An 18,668-nucleotide genomic window follows, 5' to 3' on the forward strand; every position below is an offset into this window, starting at 1 on the left:
GTGAACGGTTCGTAAACCAATTCTGCCTACGGTCGTCAGTGGGGTCAGAAGCTTCTGACAAGGGGCGTAAGCAGGCGGGCATGGTTGTTGTTTCGCATTTCCTGAAATGGATCTACACGGCCAGGGTGTCGGAGCGCGCCGCGGCGGCGAGCGCTCTGGCCCGGGCCTATATCAATTCCGAATTGCCTTTCGAGGACCGTTGCGCCGCCGAGGCGGCGCTGACGCTGTTGCTCGACGATGCCTCGTCGAAGGTGCGGCTGGCGATGGCCGAGGCGCTGTCGATGAGCCACCACGCGCCAATGCAGATCATCAGCGTGCTGGCCTCCGACCAGCCGGAAGTCGCCGGCGTGGTGTTGGCGCGCTCGCCGCTGCTCACCGACGCCGACCTGATCAACCGCGTGGCTTCAAGTCCGAAGGCGACACAGAAATTGATCGCCGACCGGCCACTCGTCTCGATGGCGCTGTCGGCGGCCATCGCCGAGATCGGCGAGGCGGACGCCTGCGCCGTGCTGCTCGCCAACAGCGGCGCCGACATCGCCTCGCTCAGCTTCCGCCGCATGGCCGAACGGCATGGGCACCTGCCGTTGGTGCGCGAGGCGCTGATATCGGATATCAGGCTGCCGGCCGACTGCCGGCATATGCTGCTCGTCAAGCTTGGCGAAATGTTGAAAACGTCGCCACTGGTGATGGCGATGATGGGCGCGGCGCGAGCCGACCGCGTCATGCGCGACGCCTGCGTTAAGGCTTCCGTGACGCTGATCGAAGGCACGCGCCAGGAAGAACATGCGGCCCTGATCGAGCATCTCAGGCTGCGTGGCGACCTTACCGCGAGCTTTCTGATCCGCACCATCGCGCATGGCAAGGTGGATTTCTTCGGCTCGGCGCTGGTCGCGCTCAGCCAGCAGTCCGAACAAAGGGTAAGGGCGCTGCTGGCCGGTGGGCACGACGTGGCCTTGCAGGCGCTGTTCCGCAGCGCCGGACTCGCCGCAGTCACCCATGCCATCATCCTGCGTGCGCTGAAGATCTGGCGCGAGGTTGCCAACGGCAAGCGCATCGCCGGTGTGCAGGAGGTCAGCTGGCTGATGCTCAAGGAAGTGGGTGGGCAATCCGCCGAAGGCGATCTTGCCGCCTTGATCAAGTCGATCCATCTCGATGCGCTGCGCGAGAACGCGCGAGGCCACGCGCTGGCGATAGCGGCAGCTTAACCTTTATCCTCGCGAAAAAGTCGGGGAAATCCTCCATCGCGGCGGCGATGATGCGCAGCGATGCCGCGATCTGCAGCAATTCGCTGGTGCCGTTTCGCTCGGCGATGTTCGCTGCGTACTGCCGGGCGACGGCGACGGTCGAGGTCTGCGGATCGCTGGGGGCGCGGAAAAGCAGTTCGCGCGCCAGTCCCCTCAGGAAGTTGGCGATCGAAAGCGCGGTCTCGGATGGAATGGCATGGCTTTGGCTTGCATCGCGCAGCCGAAGGACCTCCAGGCCGACGGTGACGGCGGCGACTCCGCCGCCCAGAACCGCATCGCCCTTCTGACCGGCATTCTGCACCAGCGGCATCAGCTGGTTGATGCGGTCGTAGGCGAGGCTCTCGAAAGCCGAACGTCTCGGCACGCGCTCATGCAGGCAAAGCCGCGCCAGATCCTCGCGCATGGCGCGCACGATGCGGTTGGCCGCGAGCCACGGATCGGCGGGCAGCACGACGATGAAGACACCGATCGCCAGCAGGATGCCGACCAGGATCGACGCCGAACCGGCGAAGAAGGGTCCGGGATCGTAGGTCATCGCCTGGTGCGGGCTCAGGAAGGCAAGGAAGTTGATGGCGAAGGCCGTCGCCACGCCGACATAGCGTGGATTGGCCATGGCCAGCGCCGTCGGTACAAGGATGGGCACGACAAACAGCATGAACCAGCCGAAGCCGGGCAGGGCAGGCAATGCGATCTGGCCGACGAGAAAGGCAAACGGCAGCGCCAGAAGCGTTCCCTTGAAGAAACCCCAGGCGACCTGCACAGGGTCGGGGCGAGCAGCAAACAGGCTCGATACGACAGCAACGAGAATGACCGTACCGGCCGCTTCCGACCATTTCGTCGTCAGCCAGAAGGCCGCGACCAGCAGCGTGGCAAGGGCAGCACGCAAGGCGTTACGCGATGCGCCGGCGTAATCGCGATGCACCACCAGCGCAGGCTGCCTGCTGCCCCGGGCCGGACGTGTGGCAGGCGCGCGCAGGGCGTCGAGGCCGCGCAGCACCTGCTTGAGCGCATCGGCGAAATCGGCGGCGATGGTCAGGCGGGTGATAGTGCCGATCCTGTCGTTGCCCTGGTCGGTCGAGGTATCGGCCATTTGCCGGGCGTTTCCGGCAATCGCATCGAGCCGAGCCACCCACAGCGCCGTATCGTCCAGCGCGCCGGGCTTGGTCGCCAGCTCGCTGACCAGCGATTGTAATTCCGAGCGCACCGGAATGAGCGCCGCATTCTTCGGGGCGGCGTGCGAATGCAGCGCGCGTGCCGCCGAGAGCGCGGAGAGCAGCTGTCCGATGGTGCGCCGGACTGGATGGGCGCGCGGCGCGAAGCTTGGCGCTTCGAGCCTGGCATAGGCGCGCGTCTCGCCGAGCGTCTGGGCATCAGTGATCAGCTTTCGGTGCAGCGCGGACAGCGTTCCCGGGTCGCCGCCGGAGAACGCACCGCCGGCATAGGTGGCAAGATCAAGGATGCAGCGTTTCAGGCGCGAGACGATGGCGTCGCTGGCCAGTTTTGGCAGGATCAGGCGGCTGGTCAGGCCGGCGCAGACAATGCCAAGCACGATCTCGGCACAGCGCGCGACCGCGAGGTCGACGACGAGATGCGGCTGTCCGAAAGCGGGCAGGCCGATGATCATTGCGGTGTAGCCCGCGAGGGCGGCGCCATAGGCTTCCGGATTGCGCAGCAGCGACGAGACGAAGGTGCAGATGCCGATCCAGACGGCAAGCACCGTTACCAGCACCCAGGGGTTGGTGCCGCAAACGGTGGTGATGCCGATCGCGGCGATGCCGCCGACCAGCGTGCCGAGCAGCCGGTAGAAGCCCTTCGCCAGTACCATGCCGGCAACCGGCTGGGCGACGATGAACACCGTCATCATGGCCCATTGCGGATGGTCGAGCTTCAGCGCATAGGCGGCTAGCAGAGCGATCAGGCCAGCCGAAACAGTGCGCAACGAGAAAATCCAGTCCGAACGCGTCGGTTGCGTCAAGCCGGCTAAACTCGTCTCGAAATAGCCTTTCAGCCGCGCCCAGGTCACATGCTCGTCTCCGCAACTGGAGCCTTGTTATGGACCGGCTGGTGGCTAGATATCCAGCACTTCCGTCTCGGCGAATTCGGCGCGTTCCTGGATGAAGCGGAAGCGGGCCTCCGGCTTGGTGCCCATCAATGCATCGACGGCGTCCTTGGTCGCCGCCTCGGCGTCGATCACATCGATCCGAAGCAGCGTGCGCTTCCTCGGATCCATGGTGGTTTCCTTGAGTTGGGCCGCCATCATCTCGCCCAGACCCTTGAAGCGGCCAAGCTCGACCTTGCCGCGCCCGGTAAATTCGGTGCGCATAAGCTCGTCCTTGTGCGCGTCATCCCGGGCATAGGCGACCTTGCCGCCTTGCCTGATCGAGTAAAGCGGCGGTACCGCCAGATAGAGGTGGCCACCACGCACCAGTGCCGGCATCTCCTGGTAGAAGAAGGTGATCAGCAGCGAGGCGATGTGGGCGCCGTCGACGTCGGCGTCGGTCATGATGATCACGCGATCGTAGCGCAAATCCTCGTCGCGGTATTTCGACCGCGTGCCGCAGCCGAGCGCCTGGATCAGGTCCGAGATCTGCTGGTTGCCGGCAAGCTTGTCGTTGCCGGCGCTGGCAACGTTGAGGATTTTTCCGCGCAATGGCAACACCGCTTGGCTGGCGCGATCGCGCGCCTGCTTGGCCGAGCCGCCGGCCGAGTCGCCTTCGACGATGAACAGTTCAGCGCCGGCCGCGGCATTCTGCGTACAGTCGGCGAGCTTGCCCGGCAGCCGCAATTTGCGCACCGCGCTCTTGCGCGACACTTCCTTTTCCTGGCGCCGGCGCACGCGCTCGTCGGCGCGTGCGATCACCCATTCGAGCAGCTTCGAGGCTTCCTGCGGATTGTCGGCCAGCCAATGGTCGAACGGGTCGCGGATCGCGGTCTCGACGATGCGGATCGCCTCGATCGTCGCCAGCCTGTCCTTGGTCTGGCCGACGAATTCCGGCTCGCGGATGAACACCGACAGCATGCCCGCCGCCGAGATCATGACGTCTTCCGAGGTGACGATCGAGGCGCGCTTGTTGCCGACGAGATCGGCATAGGCGCGCAGGCCCCGCGTCAGCACGTTGCGGAAGCCGGCCTCGTGTGTGCCGCCTTCGCCGGTCGGGATGGTGTTGCAGTAGGAATTGATGAAGCCGTCGCCGCCGAACCAGGTCACCGCCCATTCCAGCGACCCATGGCCGCCTTGTTTCTCGCTCTTGCCGGCGAAGATTTCGCGCGTCACCTGGAAGTCGTCGCCGAGCGATGCCTTGAGATAGTCCTTCAGGCCGCCGGGAAAATGGAATTCCGCCTTGGCCGGTGTCTGGTCCTTTTCCTTGATCAGCGACGGATCGCAGGTCCAGCGGATCTCGACACCACCGAACAGATAGGCTTTCGAGCGCGTCATGCGGTAGAGCCGCGCCGGTTCGAACGCCGCGCCCTTGCCGAAAATCTGCTCGTCGGGGTGGAAGCGGATCTTTGTGCCGCGCCGGTTGTGGACCTCGCCCAACTGTTCCAGCCCGGTCACGGGAACGCCGCGCGAGAATTTTTGCCGATAGAGTTGCCGTCCCCGCGCGACCTCGACCTCGAGATGGTCCGACAGCGCGTTGACCACGGACACGCCGACGCCATGCAGGCCGCCTGATGTCTCGTAAACCTTGGAGTCGAACTTGCCGCCCGAATGCAGCGTCGTCATGATCACTTCAAGCGCCGGCTTCTTGAACTTCGGGTGCGGATCGATCGGGATGCCGCGGCCATTGTCGGTCACGGCGAGATAGCCATCGGCCGAGAGCTCGACATCGATGAAGGTGGCATGGCCGGCCACCGCTTCGTCCATCGAATTGTCGATGACCTCGGCGAACAGATGGTGCATCGCCTTGTCGTCGGTGCCGCCGATATACATGCCTGGCCGTCGGCGCACCGGCTCCAGCCCTTCCAGCACCTCGATGTCGGCGGCGCTATAGCCCTCGCTGCCGTCCTTGGTCGAGGCAGGACGCTTGGTGGCTTGCACCACCAGTGGATCCGCAGGGCGCGCTGGCGCGCGAACCGGCTGCGGCTTGTTGTCGTCATTGCCGAAAAGATCGTCCATGCCTGCCATAGAGTCCGATGCTGCGAATCACCTCGCGATACTGCCACGCTTTTCAGCGCCAAGCGACCGAGGTTCCTGTTCCGTTCGGGGATATGGCCCCTCTTACTCCAAAACCATTCGATAACCAAGCCGGCGGAAATAGGTCCGATACCGCGGTGCAGGATTCCTGATTCTTTAACAATGCCGCCTAGGGTTAAGCCCAACAAAACAAGAAACTGCGGGCATCAGGGGTTTCGGCGTGAGGGGCAAGGCCATATCGATGATCGGCATCGCCGCCGTTTTCGGGGCGATCTCGATCTTTGCCGCGGATTTCTGGGTCAAAAGCCAGGCCAAGGCCGATTCCGAAGAGAAGACGTCGTCTATTCCGGCAGCTGTCGTGCCGAAGGTCGAGTTCAAGACCATCGTGGTGGCGAATGCCCCATTGCGCTACGGCATGGCGCTCGACCGCGCGCAGCTCAGCGAAATCCCGTGGTCGCAAGAGGCCGTGCCGCAGGGCGCCTTCACCACCATCAATGCGTTGCTTGCCGATGGCAGCCGCGTGGTGCTGTCGCCGATAGAGGTCAACGAACCGGTACTGCTGACCAAGCTGTCCGGTCCGAACGGCCGCGCGACACTCTCCAACATGATGACGCCCGGAATGCGGGCGGTCACCATCCGCACCGACGAGATAGCAGGTGTCGGCGGCTTCGTCACACCGGGCGACCGCGTTGATGTCGTGCTGACGCGCGATGCCGGCGAAATTCAGGAAGTGGCCAAGAATGCACAGGGCGCGGCCGGATCGACGGTCACCTCCGAGATTGTCGTTGCCGATGCCAAGGTGCTGAGCGTCGGGCAGGGTGCCGACGAGCGCCAGACGACGCCGCAGATTTCCAATTCGGTGACCATCGAGGTGACGACCGACGGCGCGCAGAAAGTGGCGCTGGCCCGCACTGTCGGTACGCTGTCGCTGTCGCTGCGCTCGGCCAGCGAAGGCGGCGACGGCAAGGGCGGCGTCACCACCATCTCTTCGTTCGGTGGATCGGCCGCCTCGAACGTGCAGGCCGCTGCCGGCTCGCTGTTCGATGCCGTGGTGAAAGAGCCGGAGAAGCCGAAATTCAAGACCGTCATCGTGACGCGCGGCACAACGGCCGAGGAATACCAGGTTCCTTCGCGGGACCAGAAATAAGCCAGTGGGGACTGGGTGAGGGACGGGACAATGTTCGGGCTGTTCACATATCGGGTCATGGGGCGGTTGCCCATTTTGCGTGCGGTGGCTGTCGTGTCTTCGCTGGCTGCTGCCGCGATGCTGGCCTTCGGCGCCTCGGCGAGAGCTGACAACGACATCGTCTATGTGTCGTCGACCAAGAATGCATCGATCAAGGTCGCCAAGGGCAAGCCGAAGACGATCATGACCAGTGCCGCCTTCTACCAGATCGTGATCGGCGATCCGGAAATCGCCAACGTCAATCCGCTGACCGACAAATCCTTCTATGTGCTCGGCAACAATCTCGGCACCACCGGCATTGCGCTGTTCGACGAGAAAAAGCAGCTTGTCGGCACCGTCGACATCGAGGTGACGCTCGACACAGACCAGTTGGCCAGCACCATTCGGGCCAGCGTGCCGGATGCCAGGATCAAGGTCGGATCGGCCAATGGCCGGGTCGTGCTGTCGGGCGAGGCCGATGATGCCGTCGCCGCCGAAAAGGCAAACAAGATCGCGACGCGCTTTTCCGGTGCCGAGGAGGTGATCAACTCGGTCAACATCTCGTCGTCGCAGCAGGTCCAGCTCAACGTCCGCTTTGTCGAAATCAACCGCCAGGCGGGCCAGGATCTCGGCGCCAAATACGCCGCCAATTTCGCCTATGGCATGGGTGGCCGCGACGTCACGCTGCCGGCCGGATCGATACAGGGCGCGGGAACAGGCGAGATCATCGGCAAGCTGCTGTCGAATGGCGTCTCCATCGATATCGCCATCAAAGCGCTGGAAGAGCGCGGCTTGGCGCGGCGGCTGGCCGAGCCGAACCTGATCGCCCGGTCCGGCCAGACGGCGAGCTTCCTCGCCGGCGGCGAGTTCCCGATCCCGGTCTCCGAGGACGACGGCAAGATCTCGGTCAGCTACAAGAAGTACGGCGTCAGCCTGGATTTCACGCCGACGGTTCTGAAGGACGGGCTGGTCAGCCTGGACATCGCGCCGGAAGTCTCCTCGATCGACGCGTCTGCCTCCTACAACATAGGCAGCATTTCGGTGCCCGGTTTCATCGTGCGCCGTGCCAGGACATCGGTCGACCTGAAGAACGGCCAGAGCTTCATGATCGCCGGATTGCTGCAGTCGCAGAACGACATCACCACGTCGCGCATTCCCGGCCTCGGCAAGATGCCGGTGCTTGGAGCGCTGTTCTCGTCGAAATCCTATCAGCGGCGCGAGACCGACCTCGTCATCATCGTCACGCCCTATCTGGTCAAGCCGGTCGATCCGTCGAAGAAGCTCGTCGAGCCGACAGATGGCACGCAGCCGGCCAGCAACGCCGATTATTTTCTCAACAACACCGAGGAAGTGAAGGGCGCCGATACCGGTCGCACCGTGGCGCTGGCAGACGGCCGCGTCACTCAACCTGCAGCGGCCGCTTCGGCTGGGCATTTCCTCGACCTGCCGAAGGATTGAAGCCATGCGTCTGGTCTTTGGATCGAGCGTCGCCTTGCTGCTGGCCGGCTTTACCGCTGGCTGCACCAGCGACGACTATGTGCGCAGCGAAGGGCCGACGGCCGGCGCCGGAAATGCGCAGGCCGCCAACACCGTCATGCAGATGGTCGATCCCTGGAAATACGGGGTCCAGAACACCAGGCTCCTGGTGCCGGCCCAACGAGGCAGTGCCGCGGCCGTAACACCCGATCAGGCGGCCGGTGCCAAGGCGTCGCAGTCCAGCACGACCAATTGATCCCACGGGCAACTGATCCAACGGTCGATCGACCTGACAGGCTGACAGAATGGCAAACGGCATCAAGACCAGGAAGATCCTGCTCGTATCGACCGACAGGACGTTTGCGCAGGACACGCGCACCGCGTTTTCCGCCTCCGAGATCATACAGCTCTCGACAGTGGAGAAGAACGTTACCGAGTTGCGCGGCGAGATCCAGGAAGCCGACTTCGGCGCCATCATCGTCGACATGGATGCGGCAAGGCTGGAGGAGGTCGAGTCGCTGCAGCGCATCATGCGCCGGCTGGAGGACAAGGTTCCTGTCGTCGTCGTCACCCAGGAGTTCAACGCCGCCGCGGTGCGCATTCTCGTGCAGCTCAAGGTCGCGGATTTCCTGGTCAAGCCGATCACCACCGCCGATCTGGTGCGCTCTGTCGTGCGGGCACTGCAGGGACCCGGGCGCGAGGAAAACAGCGAGTCGCAGATCTACACCTTCATGCCTGCCGCGGGCGGCGTCGGCACCACCACGCTGGCGCTGCAGACCGCTTTCCAGCTGCATCACTCGGTGACGCGCGGCGCCTCGACCTGCGTCGTCGATCTCAATTTCCAGCAGGGCGCCTGTGCCGAATATCTCGACCTCGAACCGCGTTTCGACATCACCGAGATCGAGAACCAGCCCGAGCGTCTCGACCGGCAACTGCTCGACGTGATGCTGTCCAAGCATGCCAGCGGGCTGTGCGTGCTGGCGGCACCGGCGCATCCGGCAGAGATGCGCTCGTTCAAGACTGATGTCGTGGTGCGCATGCTGGACCTCGTTTCGGCCTATTTCGACAATGTCGTCATCGACATGCCACGCACCTGGTTTCCATGGACGGAAACCGTGCTGCTCGGTTCCAACAAGCTCTACATCGTCGCGGAAATGACGGTGCCGTGCCTGCGCCACACGCAGCGGCTGATCCAGGCGGTCTACGAGACTGCCGGCAAGGAAGTGAAGCCGAACGTCATCGTCAATCGTTTCGAACAGAAGATGTTCGACAACGGCATCAAGCAGGCGGACGTCCAGGAAATTCTCGGCGAGCATTTCGTCGGCGGCATCGCCAACAACTACCGGCTGGTGCGCGAAGCGGTCGATCGCGGCGTGCCGCTGCACGAGATCGATCCGAACGCCAATGTCATCAACGACCTGAAGAAGATCATCCTGCCGGAAGAAGCGGTCCCAACCCGCGCGAAATCGCGCTCGCTGTTTGGTATGGGCCGTGGATTGCTGAAGAGGAAAGCCGGATGACCAGCCGCTTCTCCGCCCTGCAGAACCGAGATGCGCGTCCGCAGCAGCGCGCGCCTGAGACGACGCCGGTCGCCCATCATGCCGTCGTCATTCCGACCAGCCGAAAGGCTTTGCCGGCAAAGCCGGACACAGCGCCGGCAAAGAATGCCAACAAGGTGCTCGATGCGCGCGTGCGTATCCACCGGCTGCTGCTCGAAGAGATCAATCTTGTCGCGCTGGAGCGTTTACCGAAGGATGAGATGCGCCGGCAAGTGCATGATTTCGTGTCGGAAAAGACCAAGCAGGAGCGGATGGCGATCAACACCGTCGAGCTTGACGCGCTGGTCGACGACATCGTCGACGAGATGGTCGGCCTCGGTCCGCTCGAGCCGCTGCTCAAGGACCCCGACATCAACGACATCCTGATCAACGGCCACATGAACTGCTTTGTCGAAAAGAAGGGCAAGCTGCAGCCGGTACACATTCCGTTCAAGGATGAGGCGCATCTCCTGCGCATCGTCAACAAGATCGTCGCCGCGGTCGGTCGCCGCGTCGACGAATCGCAGCCGATGGTCGATGCCCGCATGCTGGACGGCTCGCGCTTCAACGCGGCCATCCGCCCGGTTGCGGTCGATGGGCCGCTGGTGTCGATCCGCAAGTTCTCCAAGAACAAGCTCGGTCTGCACAAACTGGTCGAATTCGGCGCCATCACCCAGAACATGGCCGAAGTGCTGGCGGCGGCCGTGCATGCCCGCAAGACGACGATCATTTCGGGCGGCACCGGCACCGGCAAGACGACCATGCTCAATGCGCTGTCGGCCTTCATTCCGGAAGACGAGCGGCTGATCACCATCGAGGACGCGGCCGAACTCCAGCTGCAGCAGCCGCATGTCGCGCGCATGGAGACGCGGCCAGCCAACATCGAAGGCCATGGCGAGCTGAAGCAGCGCGACCTGGTCAAGAACGCACTGCGCATGCGCCCCGACCGCGTCATTCTCGGCGAGTGCCGCGGCGAGGAGGCTTTCGACATGCTGCAGGCGATGAACACCGGCCACGAAGGGTCGATGGCGACCATTCATGCCAACACGCCTCGCGACGCCATTTCGCGGCTCGAGCAGATGCTTGGCATGACCGGCATGCCGATGACGGTACAGTCGATCCGCAGCCAGATCGCCAGCGCGCTCGACCTGATCGTTCAGCTGACGCGCCTGTCCGACGGCAAGCGCAAGGTGACCAGTGTCGCCGAGGTGACCGGCATGGAAGGAGATGTCATCCAGATGCAGGAGATCTTCCGCTTCGTGCGCACCGGCATGGAGGCCGACGGCAGGATTCTGGGGCACTACGAGGCGACCGGCATCCGGCCGCGCTTCCTTGAGGATCTGCGCGCTATGGGCATCGAGTTTCCTGGACGATATTTCGAACCCGGCCGGCCGCAGGAGTAGCCAAGTGTTCGATGGAATGAGCGCGATCTATGTCGTTTATGCCGCGGCCGCGCTGACCGGCATCCTGATCGCCGAGGCCTGCTACCTGCTTTACGCCGGTCGCAGCGACAAACGCACCGCCATCAACCGGCGCATGAAACTGCAGGAAAGCAAGATCACCCAAGAGCAGGTGCTTGTCCAACTGCGCAAGGAACGCGGCCTCGATGCAGGCACGCCGCTGTTTTCGCTGGATCGGTTCCGCGCTTTGCGAACCCAGTCGGGCATGATCATGCCGCTGTCGAAATTCCTGATGATCACCTGCGGCGTGGCGATGGCGATGACCCTGGTCGCCATCTGGTACGGCTTGCCGCCGCTGATGGGGCTTGTGCTGTTTGTGGTGCTTGTGCCGGTGCTGCCGGTGATCACGCTGCGCTTCAAGCGCAAGCGCCGGGTGAAGCGGTTCGGCATGCAATTGCCGGAGGCGCTGGAACTGATCACGCGTGGCCTGAAGGCCGGCCATCCGGTGCCGGTGGCGATCGCCATGGTGGCGCGCGAGATGCCCGACCCGATCGGCACCGAGTTCGGCGTCATCGCCGACGAGGTGACCTATGGCTCCGATCTGGTTTCGGCGTTGAACTCGCTGTTCGACCGGGTCGGCCAGGAGGATCTGCCGCTGTTCGTCACCGCTGTCTCGATCCAGACCAGTTCGGGCGGCAATCTGCGCGAGATCCTTGACGGCCTGGCGACGACGATCCGCGAGCGCGGCAAACTGCGCCGCAAGGTGCGCGCAATTGCGACAGAAGGCCGGATGTCGGCCTACATACTGACGGCGGTGCCGGCGTTGCTGTTCACCGCCATCATGGCGCTGATGCCGGGCTTCTACAGCGACGTCTGGGGCGAGGCGAAAACCTGGTACCTGCTCGGTGGGTCTATCACCTGGCTGATGCTGGGCAATCTGATGATGTTCAAGATGTCGAATTTCAAGTTCTGACATGCAGGGCTTCATCGAATTCCTCGCCTCGCTTGCACCGACCTCGTTGATGCCGGTGGCCATCCTGCTGCTGGCGGCGGGTGCTGCCGCTGTTGCCTGGCCTGTTGTCATGGCGAAGGGCGACCGCAACGAGGTCATGCGCCGGCTCAGGGTCGACAACGGTCCCGTGGCCGCCAAACCAGAGCCGGTGCAGAAGAAGAATACCGGCGTCGTGCGCGAGAAGGCGGTGAAGCGGGCGCAAGAATTCTACGCCAGGAGCGATCCGGAAAATGTCGCCCGGCTGCGCATGAAGCTCATCCAGGCGGGCTACATGGAGCCGCGTGCTGTCGGCACGTTCTTCCTGATCCGGTTCAGCGCGATGATCGGCACGGCAATCGGTGTGTTTGTGCTCAACCGGTGGATGGCCAGCCCGGACGCGACGATGGCCAGCCGCTGGACCTTCGTCATCCTGTCGGGAGCGGCCGGCTATTTCCTGCCCGGCCTGGTGCTGGGCCAGAAAGTGCGGGAACGCAGGCGTGAGTACCGCAACGGCTTTCCCGATTTCATGGACTTGATGATTGTCTGCTCGGATGCCGGAATGAGCATGGAGGCCGGCATAGAGCGCGTCTCCAAGGAACTTGCCAAGACCTATCCCGCGCTCAGCCAGAACCTGCAGCTGGTGTCGTTGGAGCTGAGGGCAGGGCGCAGCCTTGACGATGCGCTGAAGGCGCTCGCCGACCGCCTCAGCCTGGACGAGGTGCGTTCCTTCGCCACGCTGCTGCAGCAGTCCAAGGAACTCGGCACCAGCCTGTCGGGGGCGCTGCGCGTCTTCTCCGACGACATGCGCCACAAGCGTATGTCGTTGGCCGAGGAAAAGGCGCACGCTCTGCCGGCCAAGATGTCGGTGCCGGTGGTTGTGTGCATCCTGCCGGTAGTGCTGATGATCGCGGCCATTCCAGTCATCGTCAAAATGACGGCGCACTAGCATGATGCCGAAAAGTGTGAGGCTTCGATTCGACCTGAAATCGTCCGGCTCTAGCGAGCGCCCCACAAGAGTCCTAACAATGGGACTGACAAACCATTGTTCTGACCGAACGCGGCCTTGCAGGTGAAAAGTCCATGCTGTTGCGCACCTTCTTCCTCGGCCTTGCCGCGGCCAGCCTGTCGCCCGCCTGGGCTGTGGCCGACGATTGCGGCGATGCCGCCGCCCTGCTGCAGCAGGCCTACCCCAAGGCTCGAAAGAGCGCCGACGGCACCTCGTTCACGCTCGAACCCCATATCAGCATCGCCCTGACGGATGGCGACACGCCGTTTGGGCTGAGCTGCAAGATCTGGCCTGCCCATGACGACCTGCTGTTGGTAGCCGTGCCGCTGATCGACAGCGCGCAATCCAGCGACGATGGCCATGTCGGCGATATCGAGCTTCTGGTCGTCGACAGGAACAGCCTGCAGGTGCGCCAGCGCCTGCTCCAGCCGGGGCTGATCACCGATGATGCCATCGCCATCCGCAAGATCGAATTCGATACCGGCCGCTACAGGCTGGCGCCCGGGGTCATGGGCTTCGGCCTGCGCATCGAAATCGCGAACCATTCGCAGGCCAATCCCTTCAGCGAGACCGACCTGCGGCTTTATGCTCTCGCCGGCGATGCCTTGCGCCTCGTGCTCGATGGCGTTGTCGTGGCCGGCAATGGCGGCGAGGGCGATACCAATTGTGCGGGATCCTTTCATTCGACTGAGGTCAGCCTGGCGATGAGCCCGACGAGCAATCACGGCTATCATGACATAGTCGCGCTCGAGCGGAGGCAAACCGACGATCCGTCTCCCGACAAGGATGGCGAGTGCCAGTCCCATCCCGGCAAGCCGATGAACCGGACCTACCGGCTGCGCTACGACGGCAGCCGCTATCCGGTTCCCGAAGTACTCAAGGTCATGGGGCCGTGAAGGGCCGCTCGCTTGCTTGCTGCCGGGATTCTCTTGGGAATAAGTCTTCGTCTGATGCCTGGTGGTTAATGGCTGGTGTGCCCGAAGCCGAATTTTGGCGGCGTTTCGGCACCGAAGTTTAATCGCCGCTGATATAGTGTGTTTCCTGAAGAACGACCCGGCAAATCGGGCGATGAGGCAGGGGCATGCGTCACAGTAATTTCACGGCAATGGCCGCGATGGCGGCCGTCTTGATGATGTCTGGCTGTTCGACCAGCACCGTCGACACCACCAAGACCACCGCCATTCAACCGGCGGCAAAAGACATCGAAACTTCCGATCTGGCGCAAGGCAAGGCGCAGTTTCGCGACGCCAATTACGGTCTTGCCGAGCAGCATTTCCGCAAGGCCGTCGAGTTGAAGGCCGACAACGCCGAGGCCTGGATGGGGCTCGCCGCTTCCTATGATGAACTCGGCCGCTTCGACTTCGCCGACCGTGCCTACGGCCAGCTTTTGAAAGTCGCCGGCCGCAAGCCGCAGATCGTCAACAATATGGGTTATTCGCAACTGCTGCGCGGCAATCGCAAGAAGGCCAAGGCGCTGCTGCTCGAATCGAAGGCCGGCATGGCCGATCCCACCGTCGTCGACGCAAACCTTGCTCTCTTGAACAAAGGTTGATCTCGCATCCATGGGTCCGGTTTCGGGATACGTGGCATCGACGCTTTGTAAACCTTATCCGCAGGTTGGTCGAACGATCGGCTGAAAATCCGTATCTGAGGGCTGCCGCTAACCTAGAATGCAGCGCAACCGCCGACGCTCGAGAGGCCCTTGCCCGATATGCTGGACTTCAGTTCGCTCCTGCTCGCAGCCGCGCTGTCGGGCATCTGCCTCAGCGTCACCATGTTTGCGATCTGGTTCACCGCGCCCAAGGCAGGCTTCGTGCTGACGGTGGCGTGCGGCATCCTGGTGCTGGTCGCGCATGTGATCCTGTTCTGGCGCTACACCAAGGATCCCGATCCGCTGCTCTGTCAGATCGTGCTTGCGCTGCTCAGCCTGGGGTTCCTGATCCTCTGCGTGTCGGCCATGCAATATCTGGGCGTGCACGGCTACAGACGCGCCGTTGCACCTGCGCTTGCCGCCATGGCTGTCTGTGCGGCAGTGACCTTCCTGGGGCTTGACGGTGTCGGCTTCATCGTCACCTACGCCACGGTGACGGTGCTTCTGTCGGCGATCGGCGCCATGTTTTGGATCAATGGCAGTCACGATCGCCGGATCCTGCTGGTGGTTTCGTTTCTGAGCGGCACCTGCGCTGTGTCGTTTGCGCTTTGTGGCGTGGTTCTGCTGACCAAGGGGCAATGGACGCTCGCGGTCGCGCCCGACAACTGGGCCGAACGACTGAATTCCGTCGTGGCGGTGGCTTGCATGACCGGGCTCGGCGCATTGACGCTCTCCCTCCACCATCTGCAGGCGCAGATCGAGCTGAAGGCCGAGACCATGACCGACCCGCTGACGGGGTTGATGAACCGGCGGGCGTTGACGTCGCTCTACGGCGAGCGGAGTTTCGGTCCGTTCATGTCCGTCGTCATGTTCGACCTCGACCACTTCAAGCGGACGAACGATGTCTATGGCCATCCGGTCGGGGACCAGGTCTTGTGCCGCTTCGCCGCGGTCATCAAGAAATATGCCAGGACCGGCGTCGACGCTTTTCGCCTGGGCGGCGAGGAATTCGCCGTCGTCATGTCGCGAATGACGGAAGAGAAGGCCCATGATCTCGCCAGCAAGATCTGTGTGGCCTTCGGCACCGAGATCGTCGCCACCCAACTCGGCAAGTTGCGCAGCACGGTCAGCGGCGGCATCGGCTTTGGCGAGGCAAGCGGCAGCAGCCTCGATGAGGTGCTGACCGAGGCCGATGCGGCGCTCTATGCCGCCAAGCGCGCCGGGCGAAACTGCGTCATCAGCCGTAAAAGGACAGGCAAGGCCGAACCTATCAAGCCGGCCTTGCGCTCCGCGTAATTATTCCGCCGCACCCAGATAGTCCGACAGTGGCGGGCAGGAGCAGACCAGGTTGCGGTCGCCGGCGACATTGTCGATGCGTGACACCGGTGGCCAGTATTTGGCTGCCGTGTCGGCGTCGCCGGCGGGATAGGCCGCCTCCAGGCGCGAGTAGGGATGCGTCCACTGGCCGGCCAGCACCTCGGCGGCGGTGTGCGGCGCGTTGACCAGCGGATTGTCGGCCAAAGGCCATTCGCCCCTGGCGACTTTCGCTGCCTCGCCTGCGATGGCGATCATCGCCTCGCAGAAGCGGTCGAGTTCCCGCTTGGGCTCGGATTCGGTCGGCTCCACCATCAGCGTGCCGGCGACCGGGAAGGACATGGTCGGCGCGTGGAAGCCGTAGTCGATCAGCCGTTTGGCGACATCGTCGACACTGATGCCGGCGCTGTCCTTGAGCACGCGGGTGTCGAGGATGCATTCATGCGCGATGCGATCGTGCCTGCCCTTGTAGAGAAGCGGGAAATGCGGCGCGAGCCGTGTCGCCACGTAGTTGGCCGAGATGATGGCGGTCTCCGTCGCCTGCTTCAGTCCGGCGGCGCCCATCATGCGGATATACATCCAGGTGATCGGCAGGATCGAGGCACTGCCGAATGGTGCGGCCGACACGGCGTGCGCCGAACCTTCGGTGACATGTCCCGGCAGATAGGGCTGCAGATGCGCCTTTACGCCGATCGGGCCGATGCCCGGGCCACCGCCGCCATGCGGAATGCAGAAGGTCTTGTGCAGGTTCATATGACAGACATCGGCGCCGATATCGGCGGGCCGCGCCAAGGCGACCAGCGCGTTGAGATTGGCGCCATCGAAATAGACCTGGCCGCCATGCTCGTGGATAAGGGCGCAGAGGTGGCGTGCACCTTCCTCGTAGACGCCATGCGTCGAGGGGTAGGTGAACATCAGTGCCGCGAGATTCTTGGAATGCTCGTTGGCCTTGGCTCTCATGTCGTCCATGTCGATATTGCCGTCCTCCAGGCAGCGCACAACGACAACGCTCATCCCGGCCATCGCAGCACTTGCCGGATTGGTGCCATGAGCGGAGGAGGGGATCAGGCAGACGGTGCGATGACCTTCGCCGCGTGAGCGATGATAGGCGCGGATTGCAAGCAGGCCGGCATACTCGCCCTGGCTGCCGGCATTGGGCTGCAGGCTGACGGCGTCGAAGCCGGTGATCTCCGACAGCCATCCTTCCAGTTCGCCGATCATGGCGCGATAGCCGGCCGAATGGCTTGCCGGCGCGAAGGGATGCAAATTGGCGATTTCAGGCCAGCTTACCGGCATCATTTCCGCCGCCGCGTTGAGCTTCATGGTGCAGGATCCCAGCGGGATCATGCTGCGGTCGAGCGCCAGATCCTTGTCGGCCAGCCGGCGCAGCAAGCGCATCATGTCGGTTTCCGACTTGTTCTCATGGAACACAGGCTGGGTCAGGAACTCCTTGCCGCGCGGCTTGCCAGGTACGGTGCTGTCGGCCGACGGAGAGGCCTTGGCGCCGAACAGGGCGGCGATCGCATCGAGATCGGCATCGGTCGAGGTCTCATCGAAGCTGATGCCGACATGGTCGGCATCGATGACGCGCAGCAGCCGGCCGGTCTTTTCAGCCGCAGTGGCGATCTGCGCCGCCTTGCCCTTGGTCTCCACCGTCACCGTGTCGAAACGGCTGGCGCCGATCACCGACACGCCTGCCGCTTCGAGGCCGCTTGCCAGACGATTGGCCAGCGTGTGGATGCGCCCGGCAATCGCCTGCAGCCCGGCGGGGCCGTGCCAGATCGCATAAGCCGTCGCCATGTTGGCAAGCAGCGCCTGTGCGGTGCAGATGTTGGAGGTCGCCTTGTCGCGGCGGATATGCTGTTCGCGTGTCTGTAAGGCAAGCCGGTAGCCGGGCCGGCCTTTGCTATCGGTGGATTGGCCGACCAGGCGGCCAGGCATCAGCCGCGTCAACTTGTCGGAGACGGCGCAATAGGCGGCGTGCGGCCCGCCAAAGCCCATCGGCACGCCAAAACGCTGCATCGGGCCGACGGCAATGTCGGCGCCAAGCTTGGCCGGCGCATCGGTCAGCGCCAGGCCGAGCGGATCGGCAATGAAGACGACGATGGCGCCGGTCGCACGCGCCTTGTCGATCGCCGCCTTGTGGTCGCCATAGACGCCAAACGTATCCGGCCAGGAGACGAGCAAAGCAGCGGTGTTGTCGTCGATCGTCTCGCCGTCGATCTCGATGCCGAGCGGCTCGGCGCGGGTACGCACGACGTCCAGTGTCTGCGGGTGTGGCGTGCCGGCAAGTGCGATCTTGGTGCGCTTGTCGCGGTGGTGGCGCAAGGCGATGCCTATGGCTTCGGCGACCGCGGTTGCTTCATCCAGCAGCGAGGCCGACGCCACCGGCAGACCGGTCAATTCCGTGACCAGCGTCTGGAAGTTGAACAGCATCTCCAGCCGGCCCTGGCTGATCTCGGCCTGATAGGGCGTGTAGGCCGTGTACCAGGCCGGGTTCTCGAACAAGTTGCGCTGGATGACCGGCGGCACATGCACGCCGTGATAGCCGGCACCGATAAAGCTCTTCAGCACCGTATTCTTGGCCATGGTCGCCGACAATTCGGCCAGCGCTTCCGCTTCGCTGGCCGGTGCGGGCAGGGTCAGCGGCAAGTCGAGGCGGATCGACTGCGGCACGGCCTGGCTGATCAGCGTCTCGATGGACGGAACGCCGATCACGGCAAGCATGGCTCTGACATCGTTGACGCTCGGGCCGATGTGGCGGGCCGAGAAGGGAGTGAGTGCTGCGGTCATGTCAATCCGTCCTGA

Annotated in this window: 14 protein-coding genes; 11 read left to right on the forward strand and 3 right to left on the reverse strand. The window is 63.6% G+C overall.

Features of this window, described 5'->3' with window-relative positions; all coding sequences use genetic code 11:
- The first annotated feature begins 80 nt into the window (after nt 1-80).
- On the forward strand, nt 81-1,205 hold the full coding sequence (locus tag NKJ37_RS06480; protein WP_352440240.1) for a DUF2336 domain-containing protein: 1,125 nt from the start codon (nt 81-83) through the stop codon (nt 1,203-1,205).
- On the opposite strand, the gene NKJ37_RS06485 is transcribed toward NKJ37_RS06480, so the two are convergent.
- Complete coding sequence (locus tag NKJ37_RS06485; RefSeq protein WP_352773263.1) at nt 1,135-3,267, reverse strand: FUSC family protein; 2,133 nt, start codon at nt 3,265-3,267, stop codon at nt 1,135-1,137. The two genes, NKJ37_RS06480 and NKJ37_RS06485, sit on opposite strands and share 71 nt — an antisense overlap.
- 45 nt (nt 3,268-3,312) lie before the next feature.
- Nucleotides 3,313-5,370: a DNA topoisomerase IV subunit B gene (gene parE, locus NKJ37_RS06490; protein WP_023810500.1), complete on the reverse strand. Its 2,058-nt coding sequence runs from the start codon at nt 5,368-5,370 to the stop codon at nt 3,313-3,315.
- Nucleotides 5,371-5,599: 229 nt separating this feature from the next.
- On the opposite strand from parE, the gene cpaB reads away from it, so the two are divergent.
- The 10 genes from cpaB (at nt 5,600) to NKJ37_RS06540 (ending at nt 15,842) form a co-directional block, all read left to right on the forward strand.
- Nucleotides 5,600-6,526: a Flp pilus assembly protein CpaB gene (cpaB, locus tag NKJ37_RS06495; protein ID WP_352440243.1), complete on the forward strand. Its 927-nt coding sequence runs from the start codon at nt 5,600-5,602 to the stop codon at nt 6,524-6,526.
- A gap of 57 nt (nt 6,527-6,583) precedes the next feature.
- Nucleotides 6,584-8,002 carry a type II and III secretion system protein family protein gene (locus NKJ37_RS06500; protein ID WP_502895808.1) on the forward strand — a complete coding sequence of 473 codons (1,419 nt, stop codon included), beginning with the start codon at nt 6,584-6,586 and terminating at the stop codon, nt 8,000-8,002.
- A gap of 4 nt (nt 8,003-8,006) precedes the next feature.
- The gene (locus tag NKJ37_RS06505; protein ID WP_128303365.1) at nt 8,007-8,276 is read left to right on the forward strand and encodes a hypothetical protein; all 270 of its coding nucleotides are present in this window, start codon (nt 8,007-8,009) and stop codon (nt 8,274-8,276) included.
- A gap of 49 nt (nt 8,277-8,325) precedes the next feature.
- Complete coding sequence (locus NKJ37_RS06510) at nt 8,326-9,540, forward strand: CpaE/TadZ family protein (RefSeq protein ID WP_127297210.1); 1,215 nt, start codon at nt 8,326-8,328, stop codon at nt 9,538-9,540.
- A complete protein-coding gene (locus tag NKJ37_RS06515; RefSeq protein WP_352610682.1) occupies nt 9,537-10,961 on the forward strand; it encodes a TadA family conjugal transfer-associated ATPase in 1,425 nt (474 codons plus the stop codon). Before NKJ37_RS06510 ends, NKJ37_RS06515 begins: the two co-directional genes overlap by 4 nt.
- A 4-nt stretch (nt 10,962-10,965) precedes the next feature.
- A complete protein-coding gene (locus NKJ37_RS06520; protein ID WP_023810506.1) occupies nt 10,966-11,931 on the forward strand; it encodes a type II secretion system F family protein in 966 nt (321 codons plus the stop codon).
- 1 nt (nt 11,932) lies between these two features.
- The gene (locus NKJ37_RS06525; RefSeq protein ID WP_352773266.1) at nt 11,933-12,895 is read left to right on the forward strand and encodes a type II secretion system F family protein; all 963 of its coding nucleotides are present in this window, start codon (nt 11,933-11,935) and stop codon (nt 12,893-12,895) included.
- A gap of 134 nt (nt 12,896-13,029) precedes the next feature.
- Nucleotides 13,030-13,851: a PA3715 family protein gene (locus NKJ37_RS06530; RefSeq protein WP_352773269.1), complete on the forward strand. Its 822-nt coding sequence runs from the start codon at nt 13,030-13,032 to the stop codon at nt 13,849-13,851.
- A gap of 185 nt (nt 13,852-14,036) precedes the next feature.
- Nucleotides 14,037-14,507: a hypothetical protein gene (locus NKJ37_RS06535; protein WP_352773272.1), complete on the forward strand. Its 471-nt coding sequence runs from the start codon at nt 14,037-14,039 to the stop codon at nt 14,505-14,507.
- Between the two features lie 159 nt (nt 14,508-14,666).
- Entirely contained in the window at nt 14,667-15,842 is a 1,176-nt protein-coding gene (locus NKJ37_RS06540) for a GGDEF domain-containing protein (RefSeq protein ID WP_352773343.1), read from the forward strand.
- Here NKJ37_RS06540 and gcvP read toward each other — a convergent pair whose 3' ends face one another.
- Nucleotides 15,843-18,653, reverse strand: coding sequence for an aminomethyl-transferring glycine dehydrogenase (gene gcvP, locus NKJ37_RS06545; protein ID WP_128303367.1), 2,811 nt, complete (start codon nt 18,651-18,653; stop codon nt 15,843-15,845).
- Between the last annotated feature and the right edge of the window lie 15 nt (nt 18,654-18,668).

This window comes from Mesorhizobium sp. M0140 (assembly GCF_040322475.1).
Lineage (GTDB): Bacteria > Pseudomonadota > Alphaproteobacteria > Rhizobiales > Rhizobiaceae > Mesorhizobium.